Raw genomic sequence first — 19,376 nt, forward strand, 5'->3', positions numbered from 1 at the left:
TACTTTACAATTTTTAGTTTTACTTTTCCTTTATTAAAAGTTATAATATGTAAATATAAAAACTTAATTACTTTTTTATTTCGAAGGAGAGATATGTGTGAATGGTATAAATATGCTTATTGAATTAATTGGGGGCTTGGGGCTATTTCTCTTTGGTATGAAGCTCATGGGAGACGGGCTTGAAAACGTTGCAGGTGAAAGATTAAAAGGTATTTTAGAAAAAGTAACAAATAATAAATACATGGGAGTTTTTATTGGAGCTCTCGTAACTGCTATAATTCAAAGTTCTAGTGCTACAACAGTAATGGTTGTTAGCTTCGTAAATGCTGGTCTTATAAATCTTATGCAAGCTACTGGCATTATCATGGGCGCAAATGTCGGAACAACTATAACAGCACAATTAATTTCTTGTAAATTAGATAATATTGCACCTTTATTTGTAGGTATCGGTTCAATATCACTCTTAGTTACAAGTAAGAAAAAGCATAGAGATATATCTTCCATAATATTAGGATTTGGTATACTATTCCTTGGAATGAATTTTATGTCTAATGCTATGAAACCGTTAGCTGAATCATCAATTTTTTCGCAAATTTTAGTTCTCGTTGGCAATAATAAACTCTTAGGAGTTTTATGTGGACTTTTAATGACTGCAATAGTTCAAAGTTCTTCTGCCACAACTGGTATCTTAATAGCCCTTGCTACAACTGGAGCTATTGATATGAATATTGCATTGCCTATTATATTTGGATGCAATATTGGAACTTGTGTTACAGCACTTTTAGCCTCTGCTGGTGGAAGCAAAACTGCTAGAAAGGCTGGCTTAATACATCTCTTTTTTAATATTATAGGTGTATTAATATTTACTCCATTTATAAATCCACTAATTTCATTTATAAAATATATTAACCCTACAGATGTTTCTAGACAAGTTGCAAATGCTCATACTATTTTTAATATTACAAGTACAATAGTTTTACTGCCTTTGTCAAAATATCTTGTTTTATTAGCAAATAAAATCTTACCTGGTAAAGATTCTTTAGAAACAGATGGATCAATTTATTTGGATAAAAATTTATTAGATACTCCTATTGTAGCAACTGGACAAGTTGTTAATGAAACAATTAGAATGGGTAAAATTGCACAAAAAAATATAGAATTAGCCATGAAAGCTTTTTTGATTGAAAATGAAGAATACATAAAACAAGTATATAGTAATGAGAAAATAATAAATACTTTAGAAAAAGAGATAACAGATTATTTAGTTCTATTATCAAATTATGAATTACCAGATACTGATAGTAAAATTTTAAGTACAAGCTTTCATATAATTAATGACATAGAAAGAATTGGTGATCATGCAAAAAATATAGTAGAATTGGCTACTGAAAAAATTGATGATCATATTAGAATTCCACAAGATGCTATTGAAGAACTTATGAGTATGTATGAGCAGACTCTTAATGCCTTAACTTTAGCTTTAAAGTGTTATGAAAACAGTGATTATACTAACGCTAAGCATGTAAAAGAAATTGAATTGAAAATAGATACTTGTGAAAAAACACTTAGAGAAAGCAATATAAAAAGATTAAATCAAAAAAAATGTTCAGCTAACTCTAGTACAATATTTTTAGATTTGATTAGTAATCTTGAAAGGATTGGTGATCACTCTACTAATATTGCCGAAAGAGTACTTTAATATTTTTATAATTTCCTAAAGAAGAAAAAAGCGACTGTAAATCAGTCGTTTTTTTCATATTTGCCTTTCTGAAAATATATAAACTTTCAAATTGTTCTATACTCTTTAAAATATACTTTTAAAGAGTATATTCTTTCTAAACATAATTACTGATATTTAAAATTAAAACACATGTTTTTATGTACTTTTAGTTTTTACATTAATATGATATACTATTTAAGTATTTTTACTATTAAATAATAGGGGGAGTTATTTAACTATGATACACATTTTAATAACAATATTATTTTTAACTTTAATTGGTGGACTTATAGGTTGGATTACTAATATTTTAGCTATAAAGTTATTATTTAGACCAATAAAACCTATAAAAATACCTATATTTAATATAGAAATTATAGGCCTTATACCAAAAAGACAAAAAGAAATTGCTAAAAATATTGGGCAAGTTATTGCAAATGAATTATTATCAGTAGATGATTTATTTAATGAAATAATAAAAGAAGAAGATAAAGAAAACTTTAATGAATATATAAAAAATAAAATAGTAAATGTAATATCAGAAAAAATCAATTTCATTCCTGCTCCACTTAATGTAATGATTAAAAGCTATATTGATGAAATTATTAATACTGAATTAAATCCTATTATCAACGATATACATAATACAATTATGTCAAAAGCTAAAGAAAAAATAGATATTGAAAAAATTGTTGAAGAAAAAATCAATCTTCTTGATTTGAATAAATTGGAAAGCATAATAATATCTGTTGCTAAAAAAGAACTTAAACACATTGAAATACTAGGCTTTATTTTAGGTGGTTTTATTGGAATAATTCAATCTTTAATAATACTTTTTATAAAATAAAATATAAAGTATTAGGCTTTGTTATAAATAATTAAAGATCAGATATTAAATAATAAAACTTTAACATCTGATCTTTACTCTATGTATTGCAAATTATCTATTAATATTTTTTAAATAAAGCTACGTATTCTTTCTAGTAACATACTAAGCGCAACTGTATTACATCCACCTTCTGGAATTATAATATCAGCTCTTTTTTTACTAGGGTCCACAAATTCTTCATGCATAGGTTTTACAGTAGTAAGATATTGATTAATAACAGAATCAAGATCTCTTCCTCTTTCTTGTACATCTCTTAATAGTCTTCTAATGATTCTGACATCAGCGTCTGTATCTACAAATACTTTAATATCCATCAAGTCACATAATTCTTGGTTTTCAAAAATTAATATTCCCTCAACTATTATTACTTTTGCAGGCTTGATCATAATTGTTTCACTTGTTCTAGTATGTTCAACAAATGAATATACTGGATGATTAATAGTTTCTCCATTTCTTAACATCTTAAGATGTTTTATCAGAAGATCAGTTTCAAAAGAATTAGGATGATCGTAATTTAATTTCTTACGTTCCTCTAATGATATATTATCATTTGATCTATAATAATAATCATGAGAAAGTATAACTACATCATCACCAAATTCTTCTTTAATATTCAATGATAAAGTAGTTTTTCCTGACCCTGTTCCTCCGGCTATCCCTATTATCATTATATCTTGCATAATATAATTTCCTCCATATCGATTATGTTTAATTTATATTTAATATAAAATATTCTTATAAATTTATATATTTTTTTCCTATATAATAATAGCATAGCTATTATTATTTATCTATATTAAATTGTTTGTTTTAAAAAATAAGGAATAAAATAGCTATGCTGATATAATTTTTATTAGTAATTTTGAACAAGTATTTTAAAATACAGAAGATTTTTTATAGAAATATACAGTTAATTTATTATCATCCTTAGATACTACTGCTTTTTCTCTACCCTTTTCATTTGTATTTTCATCATCTTCAAAAAATTCTATTGCTCTATTAATTGATTTTATATCTAAACTATTTTCTACTTCTTTTCTATACAAAACCGCTAATTTATTGCTAAAATTATTATCAAATGATGATACATAATTTATTGTTCTATTGTTGCTACTACTTGTATTAAATTTATTTTTTAAATTATCATTGTTATTTTTATTGTATTTATTTTTTTTGAGTTCCTCTTTTCTTAAATTAATATTCTTTAAGTAATATGATACATCCTCTATCTCTAAATTGCTCAAGTCATTAGCTAATTTTATACCACATTCTTTAAAACAATTAACTGCATTTTTTAGTTGAATACATACTTCAACTTCACTACCATAGCGCTTACTAAATTCTCCTAATAGTTCATTTACTTTTTCTTCATTATATAAATTCATAAATGATATATCTTTACTTATATTATTTGCTATCAAGTATGCCTTTTTATATTTTATATTATTAAAGGCTTGTATACTGCAATAAATTGATATTATAATACCTGAAATTAGAACTATTAAATTTCTTCTTAAAATAAACGTCAAAATTAGAAAACACCAAAAAAATAATCTTGAAGTCTTATATTTTCTTATGCCTTTAATTAAATTCTCATCCTCATTAATTATTTCATTAACTATTATTCTCTTATTTTTTAACTTATTTTTTCGTTCTTGTATTCCCTTAATAAAAGATTTTAAGTTTAATTTTTTCTTTTTAAATATCCATAATTGCTTCTGTCTTTTTATATCTCCATTTTGTCCATAAACTATTAGTCTATTTTTATTTAATGATATATTGTTATCCTTATATTTAGTTATAATAGTTATATTTCCATTTGTAGATATTTTTACTTTTATATTTTCACCTAATCTAAAGTTTTTTTTATATTTAACTCTCATTCCAATAGCCACCTTTTCTTTATAATATTTCAGGCTTTAATCTCAATGACTTAAATGTAAATTTTTGTAATTATTTACCTTAATTTTACACTAGCTTTCAAAAATAATCAAGGGGCTATCTTTTATTTATTAATCAATTGTTTTTAATGACAGATTTATCTTTATTAACTAATATATATAGAATAAATATTAATATATTACAAAATATAAAATTAAGTAATTATCTTTATATTTACTTTGTAATTCAATACAAACGATATATTTTCAAAAATGGATTAAATTTTATAAAATGTGTTATAATGTAAATAAGCACATAAATAAAAGGAGGTGTTTTTTTGTTTAACGTTGGTGATAAAGTTGTTTATCCCATGCAAGGAATAGGAATAGTTCAAAGAATTGAAGAAAAACTTTTCTGTGGTAAGAAAAAAAAATATTGTATAATACAAATGTTAAAAAATAGTTTAGAAATAATGATACCTATTGATAGAATACCTAATTCTAAATTACGTATGATTAATGATATTAATACACTAGAAGATATACTAGATCATATTCAAGACACATCTAATCCGGAAGAAATAGATCTTCCTTCTAAACAAAGATATGAGATAAATTTAAATAAAATAAAATCTGGTTTATTGGAAGATAGCGTAGATGTATTTTATAATTTAACTCTTATCAATAAGATGAAAGCTCTCAACTCAACAGAAAAACAAATATTAAACACAGCACGCAAATTCCTAATAGATGAAATAAGAGTCATTAAAAATATAAGCGAAAATGAAGCTACAAAAATATTAAAATCTAGTATTAATTAAATTAATGCTTCAAATTTATTTTTTAAATTTATTAGAATAACTGATAATTTTCTTAAAATTAAGTTATTACTCATGATTTTTTAATTTAATATTTTAAATTACATAAAAGAAATATTTTACACCTTAGTTGTAATAAAGAAAGCTATATTGCTTATCTTAGCAATATAGCTTAATTTTTTACAAATATAAATTACTCTTGAGTATTTTCTACTTCTTTATTTGTTTCAGTATTACTTAATGATACATTTTCAAAATAATTAGTTATTAAATACCTACTATTTCCAACATTAATATATTTTATAGAAACTGAATCACCTACATTTGTTAAAGCAATTTCTCTAGATGTTTCAGTTGAAATTGAAAATATATTATTTATTCCTTTTAATTTAACATCATATATACTTGTTCCTTCTTTAACAACAACACCAATTCTTTCAACTTCACCTAAAATAGTTTCTTCTTTATTTCCACCCTCTAAAGAAATATTAGTGTTAGTTAATCCCTCTAAATATTTATTAAGAGTTGATTGAAGTGTATCTCCAACACCAACTGTATTATAATTTTTCACATTAACCATAGCATATTGTTTTACGAGTCCACTTGAATCTTTTAGTGTCATAAAATATGTAGGTTCATTTTGAATATTTATTAAGTAAGGGAATGTAGCAGTATATCCATATTGTTGCACTTTACCCTCAGCAGATTTCATACTTGCATATTCTGTCGCTCCTGCTGTCTTATATAATTTAGTTTGACCATTTCTTGTATTTGTTAAAGTAAATCCTACTAAACTTTCATCACTTCCTACTGAAGTTATGCCTGTATAATAATAGCATGTATCATTATTATAAATAACATTCATACCAGAAGTTGATTTTAATTTATCTTTATCACTAAAGTTAAGAATTCCATGAACTAATTCTCCCCACTTATCTATATATCTTTTTATATATGTTGATGGTTGAATTCTATCTACCCAATTAGGTAAATTATCAATACCATACTTTTCCGATTCACCTGTTTGTGCATCTATTATTAATGCTCCGATTGCTTTTGTTTCTGCTATTCCAATAGCATTATCATATCTAGTTACAACCCAATAAGGCTTTCCACTATCATCTAATTCAAATGTATAATCTGTATGTCCAGCTTTCATGTCTCTAAAAAATGCAGCTCTTTTTAAATTGCTAAATAAATAAGACGAATCTAAATATTTTATTCTTAAATCTTTTCCATCTAATTGTGTTACTAATTGAACATCATTTTGATTTGTTGCACTTACCTTTATGTATCCAGCTGTACCCTCTCTATTAGTAAACCACTTAAACAATGAAGAATGTTCTAATGGTGCTACATAATATAATTCACCATCAATACTTTGTAAATCTAAAGTTCCAACATATACTTGGCTACCAAGACTTGCAATTTCACCCAATTTTTTATCTGCTAATTTTTCCGCTAATTCTTTGTCTATAGTTGGTAATTGATTTAAATCTATATATTGTATCTCATTTGAAAAATCCACATCTTGAATACTTCCTATTAAATTTCTGTGAGCACTATAACTAATTATAGGACTACATATCACTGCTAATATAATATATAGGACTGCTACTGTTCCACCTGCCATAATAATTTTTTTATTTCTGTGAAGCACACCATATACTACTGAACATAATACAAATATTCCTATAATCAATACTGAATTTAAACTTAAATCAAAAATTAAATTATTAGTTAATAAAAGTACTATTCCTATACACATATATGCGCCTAATAATAATTTTAAAAAACTAAATGATTTTTTATTGTCCATTTTATCTCTCCACCTCATCTTTTATTATGGTTAATATTATATCATAATAAGTTTTTAAATACCACTTTTAAATTAAATAAGAAGAGATAAAAAATCTAGAAATTAGACTCTTTATCTCTACTTAAAAATATTAATGTAGAATTTCTATTAAAAATTTTATAAAAATAATTACTATAATCCTAATAATTATTTTTATCCTTATCTACCTCTTCATATTCAACATCAATTATATCGCCAACTAAATCATCATTTGAATCATATGTAAATTCTTTATTATTTTCATATACATTTTTATTTTTTCTTACATCTTCATTTAATTTATCTTTTCTTCCTTTAATAAATGATATTAACTTTATTAAAAGATAAGCTATTACTCCAACTAATAATATATATGGCAATATACTAAAAAATAATGATATTATTAAAATTATTATACATGTACTACCAATAAAGTACAGTATGTTTCTAAAATTGCCTCTCATAATATACTCCTTTGCAAGCTTTAATTTAATTTATATTATATAATATATTAAATTTATGTGCAATGCAATAAAAGATATTTTATATTCTATTAAGGGTTTTATATAAACTTATTATATATTTTTATTTATTTTTCCTACTTCTTGCCATACTAGGTAATATCAATCCTAGCCCTAATAATATGAACGGTGTAACTATATTAAGTACAAGTGTAAAAATCCACTCTGGAGAATAAGCCTCTACTCCATGTGGAAACATTCCCATTATACATGCAAATGCTGTAAATATAAAACACCATACACCTATTATTAAAGCAAATTTATCATTCTTAACAAATTTATAGCTAGAATTATATTTTTCACTAGCCTTCTTAATACCAATAAAAGCTAAAAATACCCATAAATATCTCATTGGCATTACAACCGCATTTAATCTTAAAAGCCAGTTAAATAAATCAGTCATATTGCCGATTCCCAAAGCTGGAACAATTATCAATATTCCTACTAATACAGCGGTCATTATGTAGCCATTTACAGGCACACCTTTATCATTTATCTTACTTAAAGATTTTGGAACAAAATTATCATCTGCATCTCCTAATAATACTTTTAAAGGTGCATCAATAGATACAACTAAAGCTGATATCTGAGCTATCATATTAGCTAATGCATATAAAATTAATAATGAATTGCCTAATCCATAATACTCTCCTAGTTTTTTAAATGCATAATATTGTCCATTCATCATAAGATCTTTCGGTATATTATTTGCATCAAACATTATTGCCATAGCTATAGAACCTAATATAGCTGATATTGTTACCATAATAGCTAAAACTATCATTCCTCTAGGAAATTCCTTTTTAGAATTTTTAGTATTATTAACATATGGAGATATTTTTTCTGCTCCACCTACTGCAAATACTAGCATTGATAATGTTGTAAAATATGAAAAATTAAAATTAGGCATTAATGCTTTAACTGATAAATCTGTTGTCGCAATTTTAACTCCTCTTAATGCAGGCGCTGTAATAACTAACAAAATGTATAACAATGACATTATAAAAATCGCAGTTCCTGCTATTGTTCCTATTCTATTTAATGACTTAATTCCTTTTGATGCCACCCATAAGAAAAGGAAAAATATCAATAGAGTTATACTTTGAGCTACTAAAGGAACCATATCTTTTAATAAAGTTCCATCACCTTTAATTACCCATCCTAATGCTATTAAAACAGCTTGTGGCTTTTGAGCCAAATATGGAATATGCACTACCCAATAAGTCCATCCTGCTAAATACGCTAATTTAACTCCATAAGTTGATCTTATCCATGAACTTACACCACCTTTTTCCTCTTTAAAAATTGTTCCTAATTCACCAACCATTAAAGCGTATGGTATAAAATATAATCCTATAATTAATATCCAAGAAACTATAACTTGTAATCCTTGATTTGCAAAGTTATTAACAACATTTCCAAATCCCCAAACAGATACAAAAGATATTAGGGCCAGATTATACCACCTGAGTTGTTTATGTTCATTTTCCATCTTTCATCCTCCTGTTAGTTTTTCTTTTAAGCTTAAGATAATGAAATTTGATATGAAGAGTATAATTTTTATAATACTATAAATTCAAATAATATTAAAACACCTCTATAGTATTCTTTTATTATTTGATAATATTTATGTAAGTTTTTGTTGAAAATTAAGAAAAAAAGTAGTATTAGTTTTAATAAATTAAACTAATACTACTTGAAATTTTATTATATTAAATTATTTTCTTAAGAATTCATTTACTTTTAATCCACTATTTATGCCTTCACTAATAGCTGTAACAACTAATGATTGACCTATTCTAGCATCTCCAGTTGCAAATACTTTAGGAATATTAGTTTTAAAATCTATTGAATTTGCATTTATATTGTTTCTTGAATCAAATTCTATTTTAAATTCTTCTTTTATATAATCTTCTGATCCTGTAAATCCCATAGCAAGTAAAATTAAATCAGCTTCATAAGTTTTTTCTGTCCCTCTAACTGTAATTGGAAACATTCTTCCTTCATCATCTTTTTTCCATTCTACTTTTACAGTATCAACGCTTATAATATTACCCTCATTATCTACATTAATTCCTGTAATTGTAGTTAAATATTCTCTTGGGTCTTTTCCATATAAATCAATAAATTCTTCTTGGCCATAATCAACTTTTAATATTTTAGGCCATTCTGGCCAAGGATTATTTTTATTTCTTTCATTTGATGGTTTAGACATTATTTCAAGTTGAACTAATGATTTACATCCATGTCTAAGGCAAGTTCCAACACAGTCAGTTCCTGTATCTCCTCCACCTATTACAATTACATTCTTATCTTTTGCACATATATAATTATTATCTTCATGATTAGAATCTAAAAAGCTTTTAGTATTTGCTTTTAAAAAGTCTACTGCAAAATGAATGCCTTTAGCTTTATCTCTTCCGTCAACATTTAAATCTCTTGCATTAGATGCTCCTGTAGCTAAAATAATTGCATCATACTCTTCAATTAAATCATTAGCATTATAATTTTCTCCAACATTTGCATTAGTTATAAATTTTATACCCTCTTCTGCCATAATTCTAATTCTTCTTAAAATTACTTCTTTATCAAGTTTCATATTAGGAATTCCGTACATTAATAATCCACCTGGTCTATCATTTCTTTCATAAACTGTAACTTTGTGACCACACTTATTTAATGTATTGGCTGCTGCAAGTCCTGCTGGACCTGAACCTATTATAGCTACTTTTTTCCCTGTTCTTTTTATTGGTGCATTAGCTACAACTTTGCCATTATTAAATGCAGTGTCAATAATAGCTCTCTCATTTTCTTTTATAGTAACTGCTGGACCATTTAATCCTACTGTGCAACCTGCTTCGCAAGGAGCTGGACAAACTCTACCTGTAAATTCAGGAAAAGGATTTGTTTTGCTTAATCTTTCATATGCCAAATCCCATTTCCCCTTATATACTAGGTCATTCCATTCAGGAATTAAGTTGTGAAGAGGACAACCTGAAACCATTCCTGAAAATAATGTACCTGATTGACAAAATGGTACACCGCAATCCATGCATCTAGCACCTTGAATAGATTGCTTTTCTAAAGAAAGACTTTTATGAAATTCATCATAATCCTTTAACCTTTCCTTTGGTTCTCTATTTAAACCTACTTCTCTGTCATATTCTAAAAAACCAGTTGGTTTACCCACATTTAAGCCCCCTATCTTCCTTTTATTTCTTGGAATGTTTTTATTAAAGCTTCCTCTTCTTTAAATCCAAGATTCTTATACTTTTCTACTGCTTTCAATACCTTTTTATAATCTTTAGGTATTACCTTTATGAAATTAGATTTGTCATTTTCAAAGTTAGATAATATTTTATTACCCTTAGAAGATCCTGTAACTTCAACATGTTCTTCTAATAAATCTTTTAAATCTTCTTCATCTTCTAAACTTAATTCTTCTAAAAGAATCATTTCTTCATTTATATTAATCTTGAAATTGTCATCTTCTTTATAAAGATAAGCAACTCCTCCACTCATTCCTGCCGCAAAATTGATTCCTGTCTTTCCTAATACAACAACCTTTCCTCCAGTCATGTATTCACACCCATGTGCTCCAACGCCTTCAACAACAGCTGTTGCGCCTGAATTTCTTACACAAAATCTTTCACCTGCAATACCATTTATAAACACCTTACCTGATGTTGCACCATATAAGGCAACATTTCCAATAAGTATATTTTCTTCTGCTATAAAAGTAGCTTTCTTGGGTGGATATACTATAAGCTTACCGCCTGATAATCCTTTTCCAAAATAATCATTAGCGTCACCTTCAACTTCAAACGTTAATCCCTTTGGAATAAATGAACCAAAGCTTTGACCTGCTCCACCATTACATTTGATAACTATACTATCTTCTGGTAATCCCTTATTTCCATTTACTTTTGTTATTTCAGATCCAAGTATTGTTCCAAGAGTTCTGTCAGTATTTGTTATATCTACTTCAAATCTTATATTTCCATTACCATTTATAGCATCTTTACACTTTTTAACAAACATTGTTTTATCTATTACTTCATTTAATTTATGATCAGATTTGTTTGCTTCATCAAATTTAATAACTTTACCTTTAAATTTATCTGGAGTATAAAGTATAGAACTCAAGTCAATATTTTTAGCTTTCCAGCCATGTATATTTTCTTTTTGTTTTAATCTATCTACTCTACCTATCATTTCATCAATTTTTCTAAATCCAAGTTTTGCCATGATTTCTCTTAATTCCTGTGCTATAAAGTACATAAAATTAACTACATATTCTGGCTTTCCTTTAAATCTTTTTCTAAGTTCTTCATTTTGTGTTGCTATTCCTACAGGGCAAGTATCTAAATTACAAACTCTCATCATAACACATCCAAGTGATACTAAAGGTGCTGTTGCAAATCCAAATTCCTCTGCTCCAAGAAGCGCTGCAATTGCAACATCTCTGCCTGTCATAAGCTTTCCATCAACCTCTACTGTTACTCTGTCTCTTAGTTCATTAAGTAATAATGTTTGATGTGCTTCTGCAAGTCCAAGCTCCCATGGAAGTCCTGCATTTTTTATTGAATTCTTAGGTGATGCTCCTGTTCCTCCATCATATCCTGAAATCAATATTACATCAGCTCCACCTTTAGCAACTCCAGCTGCAACTGTTCCTACTCCACATTCTGAAACTAGTTTAACAGATATTCTTGCATCCATATTGGCATTTTTTAAATCATAAATTAATTGTGCTAAATCTTCTATTGAATATATATCATGGTGTGGTGGTGGTGATATAAGTCCTACACCAGTAGTTGAGTGTCTAGTCTTAGCAACCCATGGATAAACTTTAGTAGCTGGTAATTGACCACCTTCACCTGGTTTTGCTCCTTGCGCAAGTTTTATTTGAAGTTCATCAGCATTTACTAAATATTCAGATGTAACACCAAATCTACCAGAAGCAATTTGTTTTATTGAAGACCTTCTTGAATCTCCATTTTTATCTACAATCCATCTTTCACTATCTTCTCCACCTTCACCAGTATTAGATTTTCCGCCAACTCTATTCATTGCAATAGCTAATGCTTCATGAGCTTCTTTGGAAATTGATCCATAAGACATAGCTCCTGTTTTAAATCTTTTAACTATTTCAGAAACAGATTCTACTTCATCTAATGGAATTTCTGATGAATTATAATTAAACTCTAATAATCCTCTTAATGTTATTTCTGCTTCTTCATCATTAATTAAGGATGCATATTCTTTAAATAATTCATAATCTCCAGTTTTAGTAGCTTTTTGTAACTTATGTATGGTATTAGGATTATATAAATGTTCTTCTTTTTCTTCTCCTGATCTTAATTTTTCATAACCAGGTGAATCTAATTGAAAATCTGCTGCATAAGTTTTATCTTTAAAACCTTTTTCATGATTTATTTCAGCTTCTCTTTGAATTTCTTCTAATCCTATTCCGCCAATTCTACTTACTGTATTAGTAAAATATCTATCTATAACTTTTTTGCCAATACCAACTGCTTCAAAAATTTGAGCACCTTGATAAGATTGAATTGTTGATATTCCCATTTTAGAAAGTATCTTAATTATTCCTTTAACTACTGCTTTATTATAATTATAAACAGCCTTATCATACTCAATTTCAAGTAACCCTTCCTCAATAAGTTCTCTTAAAGATTCATATGCCATATATGGATTTACAGCTGATGCTCCAAAACCAATTAATGTTGCAAAATGATGAATTTCTCTTGGTTCTCCACTTTCAAGTATTAACCCTACCGATGTTCTAGTACCCTTTTTAACTAAATATTGATGAAGTGCTGAAACTGCAAGTAATGATGGTATTGGTACTTTAGTTGAGCATACATTTCTATCAGATAATACAAGTAAAGTATATCCTTTTTCATAGGCTTCTTGTGCTTTATCAAACATTTCATCTATGGCATCTTCTAAAGAACTTCCCTTATCAAATACTATATCTATAACCTTTGTTTTTATCTCTCCCTTATTAAGTGCTTTTATTTTTGATAATTCTTCATTGTTTATTATTGGAGACTCAAGCTTAAGTAGTTCACAATTTGAAGATTTATCTTCTAAAATATTTCCTTCTGGTCCTAAATAAATATTAGACGCTGTAACTATCTCTTCTCTTATTGCATCTATAGGTGGATTAGTTACTTGTGCAAATAATTGTTTAAAATAATTAAACAAAGGTTGTGCTTCTTTAGATAATGGAGCAATTGGAACGTCTATCCCCATTGCAGCAAGTGGTTCTGCACCATTTTCAGCCATATGAAGAATAGTTGTTTTTACTTCTTCATAAGTATATCCAAAAGTTTTTTCTAATCTTTTTCTTGTATCCTTGTCATACTCTATTTTCAAAGTCTTTCTATCATTAATTTTATCTAAAGTAACTAATTTCTCTTCAAGCCATTCCCCGTAAGGATGTTCTGTAGCATAAGTATGCTTTAGTTCTTCATCATCAATAACTTCTTTTTTAATTGTATCAACAATAAGCATTCTGCCTGGTCTTAATCTATCTTTTTTCTCAATTATCTCTGATGGAATATCTAGTGCACCTACTTCTGAAGATAAAATTAATCTTCTATCTTTAGTTATATAATATCTTGATGGTCTTAAACCATTTCTATCTAACACTGCACCTACTTTTTCACCATCAGTAAATACTATTGCAGCAGGACCATCCCATGGTTCCATCAATGTAGCATTATATTCGTAAAAGGCTTTTTTCTCTTTGCTCATAGTTTTACTTTTTTGCCATGGTTCTGGAATTGCCATCATTACAGCTCTAGTTAAATCCATTCCATTCATATATAAAAATTCCAAATTATTATCTAAAATTGCTGAATCTGATCCTTCTTTATTTATAATAGGAAGCACCCTAATTAAATCTTTTCCAAGTGCTCTTGATTTTACATTAGTTTCTCTAGAGTAAACCTTGTTTACATTCCCTCTTAATGTGTTTATCTCACCATTATGAATCATGAATCTATTAGGATGTGCTCTTTCCCAACTTGGAAATGTATTAGTACTATATCTAGAATGTACTAATGCAAGTGATGTTTCTACTCTCTCGTCTTCTAAATCTTTATAAAATTCTCTTAATTGAGTAGATAATAACATTCCTTTATATACTATTGTCTTTGATGAAAAAGAAGCCATATAAAAAATTTCATTTAAGAATTTACTTATCCAAGTAGCTCTTTTTTCTATATTTCTTCTAACAATATATAATTTTCTTTCAAATGCAATTCCTTTTTTAGTTCCAACTCTTTTTACGAAAATTTGTTTTATTACGGGCATAGCTTCTAAGGATGCTTTACCTAAAATTGAAGGATTACTTGGAACATCTCTCCATCCTATTACTTCTAATCCTTCTTCTTTACATATATCTTCAATAAGGCTTTCTGCTTCTTTTCTTGCTTTCTCTTCTTGAGGTAAAAAAATCATACCAACAGCATAATCACCTTCATTACCTAAAACAATGCCTTTTGATTTTAGCTCTTCAGTAAAAAATTTATGGGGTATATTTAATAGAACACCTGCACCATCACCTGTATTTTCATCAGCACCAGTTCCACCTCTATGTTTTAATTTTTCTAATATAGTTAAACAATCTGATAAAATATCATGGGATTTTTCGCCATCAATATTTACAATTGTACCAATGCCACAAGCATCATGTTCAAAACATGGATTATATAACCCTTGCTTTTTAGGAATAAATTTTTCCATTTGCGTTCCTCCTTACAATAATATATTTATGAGTAGCAAAATAACGAGTAAAAATACCTTTTTTCGATATTATTACTCGTATATTTTACTACAATAAGTGATTTTGTACAGCTTAATTAAAAAAAATTATAAATTATTCTCTAATATTAGAGAAGCAACGTCACTCATTTTTTTTCCTAAATTCATACTTAATTTTTGAATATATCTAAAAGCTTCATTTTCACTCATATTTTTATCTTCCATGATATTTCCCTTAGCTTTCTCAATTAACTTTCTATCTTCTAATGTATTTTCTAAATTTTGCACTTGTTGTTGCAATTTTAATATTCTTTTCTTTCCTTGAAATATAATATCAATAGAATTCTTTAAAAGTACATTGGAAATTTTGGTTCCTATACAATATATATCAGTATCTTCTTCTATAAAAGAACGATAGGGTTCATTAACTAATGCTAAAAAACTTGTAAAATCATATATTGCTTCATATACATCTAGTAAACTCATATCCTTAAACTTATAGCCTACTAAAACCAAATCTGGTGAATATTGCATAACTATTCTAATTAATTCATTTCCTGATGTACATAAGGCTAAAACATCATACTCTTCTTGCATCAATAAACATTTTAGCTTCTTATTAGTTTCCATATTACTTAATGCTATAATTATTTTGCCTCGAGATTCCATCATCGCAACCCCACCTTAAACTTTACTAATATTTATTAAGATAATTTTCTATTTCCCAATCATGAACTTTAGTTCTATAATCATCCCATTCAGCAGCTTTAGCTGAAACATAAGTCTTATATATATGTTCTCCTAAAGCTTCTTTTGCAAGATTACTTTCTTTCATAAAATTAACTGCCTCATATAAATTATTTGGTAAATTATCTATTCCTTCAGCTTTTCTTTCCTCATCGTTCATAGCAAAGATATTTGCCTCTATTCCTGCTGGTGGTTGTAAATTATTTTTAATTCCATCTAATCCTGCTTGTAAAAGACATGCTAATACTAAGTATGGATTTGAACTTGGATCTGGACATCTTAATTCTACTCTAGTTCCTGCTCCCCTAGCTGCTGGAACCCTAATTAATGCTGTTCTATTTTTACATGACCAAGCTAAATAAACAGGTGCTTCATATCCTGGTACTAATCTCTTATATGAATTAACTAATGGATTTGTTACTGCTGTAAGACCTTTTATGTTTTTTAATAAACCTGCTATAAAATTATATGCTATTTTACTTAATCCATTTGGATCATTTTCATCAACAAATACATTGTTACCATCTTTAAATAATGACATATTAACATGCATTCCTGAACCATTAATTCCAAAAACAGGTTTAGGCATAAAAGACGCATACAATCCATGTTTTTGTGCTATTGCCTTAACTACTAATTTAAATGTCATTATATTATCTGCAGTACTTAATGCATCTGCATATTTAAAATCTATTTCATTTTGTCCTTCTGCAACTTCATGGTGAGAAGCTTCTATTTCAAATCCCATATCTTCTAACACTAAAGTCATATCTCTTCTAGCATTTTCTCCTAAATCCGTAGGTGCTAAATCAAAATATCCAGCACTATCTTGTGTTTTGGTTGTTGGTTTGCCATATTCATCAGTTTCAAATAAAAAGAATTCACATTCTGGACCAACATTCATCTCATATCCAAGTTTAGCTGCTTCTGAAATAGCCTTCTTTAATATATATCTTGGATCTCCTTCAAATGGTGTGCCATCTGGTTTATATACATCACATATTAATCTTGCAACTTTACCTTGTTGAGGTCTCCATGGAAATATTACAAAACTATCTAGATTTGGTCTCAAGTTCATATCAGATTCTTCAATTCTAACAAATCCATCAATAGATGATCCATCAAACATACATTCATTATTTAGTGCTTTTTCTAATTGCCTATCTGTTATTGCTACATTTTTTAATGCTCCAAACATATCAGTGAACTGTAATCTTATAAATCTAACCCCATTTTCCTTTACTAAGTTCATGATATCTTCTTTACTGTATTTTGCCATTTCTAATTCCCCCTTTAAGTAAAAAAGGCGAACAATGGATATATCAATATATCCATTGAACGCCTTTGTTCAATAATTTTATTGATATAATTATATATGATATTCTTATATAACTCAAGATTTTTTTTTAGATTTTTTTATTTTTTCCTAAAATATATACTAAATAGTTAATTTTATTAATATTTTTATACTTAAATGTCAATTCTATTAAGTGAGAACTTATTTATAATATTATATATAATCTTTTTTATTATTCAATAATTAGATATATTTATATACAAAATTGTTGAATATTGAATAATAAATTGTTACAATTTATTATGTATAAAATTATATAAATAAACATAAATTTGATACTCTTATATAAGTAATATAAGTAAGTTATCAAAATATATACTTTATTTTTTGGGGGGCTATAAAAAATGAATACTATTATAACAAAATTTGGCGGAAGTTCATTAGCTGATGCTGTACAATTTAGAAAAGTGAAAAGCATAATCACATCTAATAAAGCTAGAAAATATATTGTACCATCTGCACCTGGAAAAAGAACTTCTAAAGATTCTAAAATCACTGATTTACTATACCTTTGTCATGCACACATCAATGCTGGCATATCTTTAGACGATGTTTTTAATCATATTAAAAACAGATATATTGGAATAGTAACAGATTTAGAATTAGATCTTAATATCAAATCTCACTTAGACATTATAAAAAAGGATTTAGAAGAGGGGGCTTCTAGTGATTATGCAGCTAGCAGAGGGGAATATTTAAATGCTCTAATTCTTAGCAATTATTTAGGATTTGAATTTGTTGATGCTAAAGATGTAATTAAATTTAATACTGACGGGTGTTTAAATTATGATGAAACATTAAGATTATTAAAAGAAAAACTTTCATCAATTGACAAAGCTGTTATTCCAGGATTTTATGGTTCTGATAGCAATGGAAATATAGTAACTTTTTCAAGAGGTGGATCAGATGTTACTGGCGCTTTAGTTACTGCAAGTTTAAATGCTGATCTTTATGAAAATTGGACGGATGTTTCTGGATTTCTAATGGCTGATCCTAGAATAATATCTAATCCAAAACCTATAAGCACAATAACTTATACTGAGCTTAGAGAGCTTTCTTATATGGGTGCTTCTGTTTTACATGAAGAAGCTATTTTCCCTGTAAGAAAAGCAGGTATTCCAATTAATATAAAAAATACTAACAAACCAGAAGATAACGGAACATTTATAGTAGAGGACTCTTTAAGTGAAGATTTACAAACTATAACTGGTATAGCTGGTAAAAAAAATTTTACTGTAATTTCAATTGCAAAAGCTCTTATGAATTCTGAATTAGGTTTTTGTAGAAAATTACTATCAATACTTGAACAGCATAATGTTTCATTTGAAAACATGCCTTCTGGTATAGATACTGTTTGTTTAGTAATTTCAGATTCTCAATTAAAAAATAAAACTTCTTTAATTGTTGAAGAAATTAAAAAAACTTGTAATCCTGACACAATAGAAGTTCATCCTAACCTGGCCTTAATAGCTACTGTTGGTAAAGGTATGGCTAAACAAAAAGGTGTAGCATCAAAAGTATTTACTGCGTTATCAGAAGCTAATGTAAATATAAGAATGATTGACCAAGGATCTAGTGAAATCAACATATTAGTTGGTATAGAAAATGATAGTTTTGAAAAAGCCATAACTGCTATTTATAATGCTTTTAATTAATATCCAACGCAATTTTAAAACAATATTTAATATTATAGTATAAATAGATTGATAGTTATCAGGATAATGATCCTTTTGTAAAAAATCACTTTAAGAGATATAACAATAAAACTAATATAAAAAAATGGATTCGTAATTTATACGAGTCCATTTTTTATACT

At 27.3% G+C, this 19,376-nt stretch carries 13 protein-coding genes; 4 read left to right on the forward strand and 9 right to left on the reverse strand.

From position 1 onward, the window contains the following. The first annotated feature begins 97 nt into the window (after window positions 1-97). Complete coding sequence (locus RGC78_RS05745) at window positions 98-1,699, forward strand: Na/Pi cotransporter family protein (RefSeq protein ID WP_252212464.1); 1,602 nt, start codon at window positions 98-100, stop codon at window positions 1,697-1,699. A gap of 259 nt (window positions 1,700-1,958) precedes the next feature. Next, entirely contained in the window at window positions 1,959-2,567 is a 609-nt protein-coding gene (locus RGC78_RS05750) for a DUF445 domain-containing protein (protein ID WP_309556210.1), read from the forward strand. A 110-nt stretch (window positions 2,568-2,677) separates the two neighbouring features. On the opposite strand, the gene udk is transcribed toward RGC78_RS05750, so the two are convergent. Next, the gene (udk, locus tag RGC78_RS05755; protein WP_252230073.1) at window positions 2,678-3,289 is read right to left on the reverse strand and encodes a uridine kinase; all 612 of its coding nucleotides are present in this window, start codon (window positions 3,287-3,289) and stop codon (window positions 2,678-2,680) included. Window positions 3,290-3,484: 195 nt separating this feature from the next. Further along, window positions 3,485-4,492: a hypothetical protein gene (locus tag RGC78_RS05760; RefSeq protein ID WP_252212467.1), complete on the reverse strand. Its 1,008-nt coding sequence runs from the start codon at window positions 4,490-4,492 to the stop codon at window positions 3,485-3,487. Window positions 4,493-4,827: 335 nt separating this feature from the next. Between RGC78_RS05760 and RGC78_RS05765 the strand changes: the two genes are divergently transcribed. Beyond that, window positions 4,828-5,310 (forward strand): CarD family transcriptional regulator, encoded by a 483-nt coding sequence (locus tag RGC78_RS05765; protein WP_252212468.1) that lies wholly within the window; start codon window positions 4,828-4,830, stop codon window positions 5,308-5,310. 190 nt (window positions 5,311-5,500) lie between these two features. Here the strand turns inward: RGC78_RS05765 and RGC78_RS05770 are convergent, their stop codons facing one another. From RGC78_RS05770 to glnA, 7 genes are all read right to left on the reverse strand, one after another. Next, complete coding sequence (locus RGC78_RS05770) at window positions 5,501-7,126, reverse strand: cell shape-determining protein (RefSeq protein WP_252212469.1); 1,626 nt, start codon at window positions 7,124-7,126, stop codon at window positions 5,501-5,503. Between the two features lie 179 nt (window positions 7,127-7,305). After that, complete coding sequence (locus tag RGC78_RS05775) at window positions 7,306-7,608, reverse strand: hypothetical protein (protein WP_252212470.1); 303 nt, start codon at window positions 7,606-7,608, stop codon at window positions 7,306-7,308. Between the two features lie 121 nt (window positions 7,609-7,729). Continuing rightward, on the reverse strand, window positions 7,730-9,157 hold the full coding sequence (locus RGC78_RS05780; protein WP_252212471.1) for an amino acid permease: 1,428 nt from the start codon (window positions 9,155-9,157) through the stop codon (window positions 7,730-7,732). Between the two features lie 225 nt (window positions 9,158-9,382). After that, on the reverse strand, window positions 9,383-10,855 hold the full coding sequence (locus RGC78_RS05785) for a glutamate synthase subunit beta (RefSeq protein WP_252212472.1): 1,473 nt from the start codon (window positions 10,853-10,855) through the stop codon (window positions 9,383-9,385). 11 nt (window positions 10,856-10,866) lie between these two features. Next, the gene (gene gltB / locus RGC78_RS05790; protein WP_252225561.1) at window positions 10,867-15,438 is read right to left on the reverse strand and encodes a glutamate synthase large subunit; all 4,572 of its coding nucleotides are present in this window, start codon (window positions 15,436-15,438) and stop codon (window positions 10,867-10,869) included. Between the two features lie 126 nt (window positions 15,439-15,564). Next, complete coding sequence (locus tag RGC78_RS05795) at window positions 15,565-16,125, reverse strand: ANTAR domain-containing response regulator (RefSeq protein ID WP_252212734.1); 561 nt, start codon at window positions 16,123-16,125, stop codon at window positions 15,565-15,567. Window positions 16,126-16,150: 25 nt separating this feature from the next. Continuing rightward, on the reverse strand, window positions 16,151-17,482 hold the full coding sequence (gene glnA, locus RGC78_RS05800) for a type I glutamate--ammonia ligase (protein WP_252212474.1): 1,332 nt from the start codon (window positions 17,480-17,482) through the stop codon (window positions 16,151-16,153). A 422-nt stretch (window positions 17,483-17,904) separates the two neighbouring features. Between glnA and RGC78_RS05805 the strand changes: the two genes are divergently transcribed. Next, on the forward strand, window positions 17,905-19,215 hold the full coding sequence (locus RGC78_RS05805; RefSeq protein ID WP_309556214.1) for an aspartate kinase: 1,311 nt from the start codon (window positions 17,905-17,907) through the stop codon (window positions 19,213-19,215). Window positions 19,216-19,376: the final 161 nt, after the last annotated feature.

Source organism: Clostridium aquiflavi, assembly GCF_031344075.1.
GTDB classification, from domain to species: domain Bacteria; phylum Bacillota; class Clostridia; order Clostridiales; family Clostridiaceae; genus Clostridium; species Clostridium aquiflavi.

Bases quoted from the DNA above. Each gene is read 5' to 3' on its own strand.
- RGC78_RS05750 (WP_309556210.1), top strand. From the start codon at position 1,959: ATGATACACATTTTAATAACAATATTATTTTTAACTTTAATTGGTGGA.
- udk (WP_252230073.1), bottom strand. From the start codon at position 3,289: ATGCAAGATATAATGATAATAGGGATAGCCGGAGGAACAGGGTCAGGA.
- RGC78_RS05760 (WP_252212467.1), bottom strand. From the start codon at position 4,492: ATGAGAGTTAAATATAAAAAAAACTTTAGATTAGGTGAAAATATAAAA.
- RGC78_RS05770 (WP_252212469.1), bottom strand. From the start codon at position 7,126: ATGGACAATAAAAAATCATTTAGTTTTTTAAAATTATTATTAGGCGCA.
- RGC78_RS05775 (WP_252212470.1), bottom strand. From the start codon at position 7,608: ATGAGAGGCAATTTTAGAAACATACTGTACTTTATTGGTAGTACATGT.
- RGC78_RS05780 (WP_252212471.1), bottom strand. From the start codon at position 9,157: ATGGAAAATGAACATAAACAACTCAGGTGGTATAATCTGGCCCTAATA.
- gltB (WP_252225561.1), bottom strand. From the start codon at position 15,438: ATGGAAAAATTTATTCCTAAAAAGCAAGGGTTATATAATCCATGTTTT.
- RGC78_RS05795 (WP_252212734.1), bottom strand. From the start codon at position 16,125: ATGGAATCTCGAGGCAAAATAATTATAGCATTAAGTAATATGGAAACT.
- glnA (WP_252212474.1), bottom strand. From the start codon at position 17,482: ATGGCAAAATACAGTAAAGAAGATATCATGAACTTAGTAAAGGAAAAT.
- RGC78_RS05805 (WP_309556214.1), top strand. From the start codon at position 17,905: ATGAATACTATTATAACAAAATTTGGCGGAAGTTCATTAGCTGATGCT.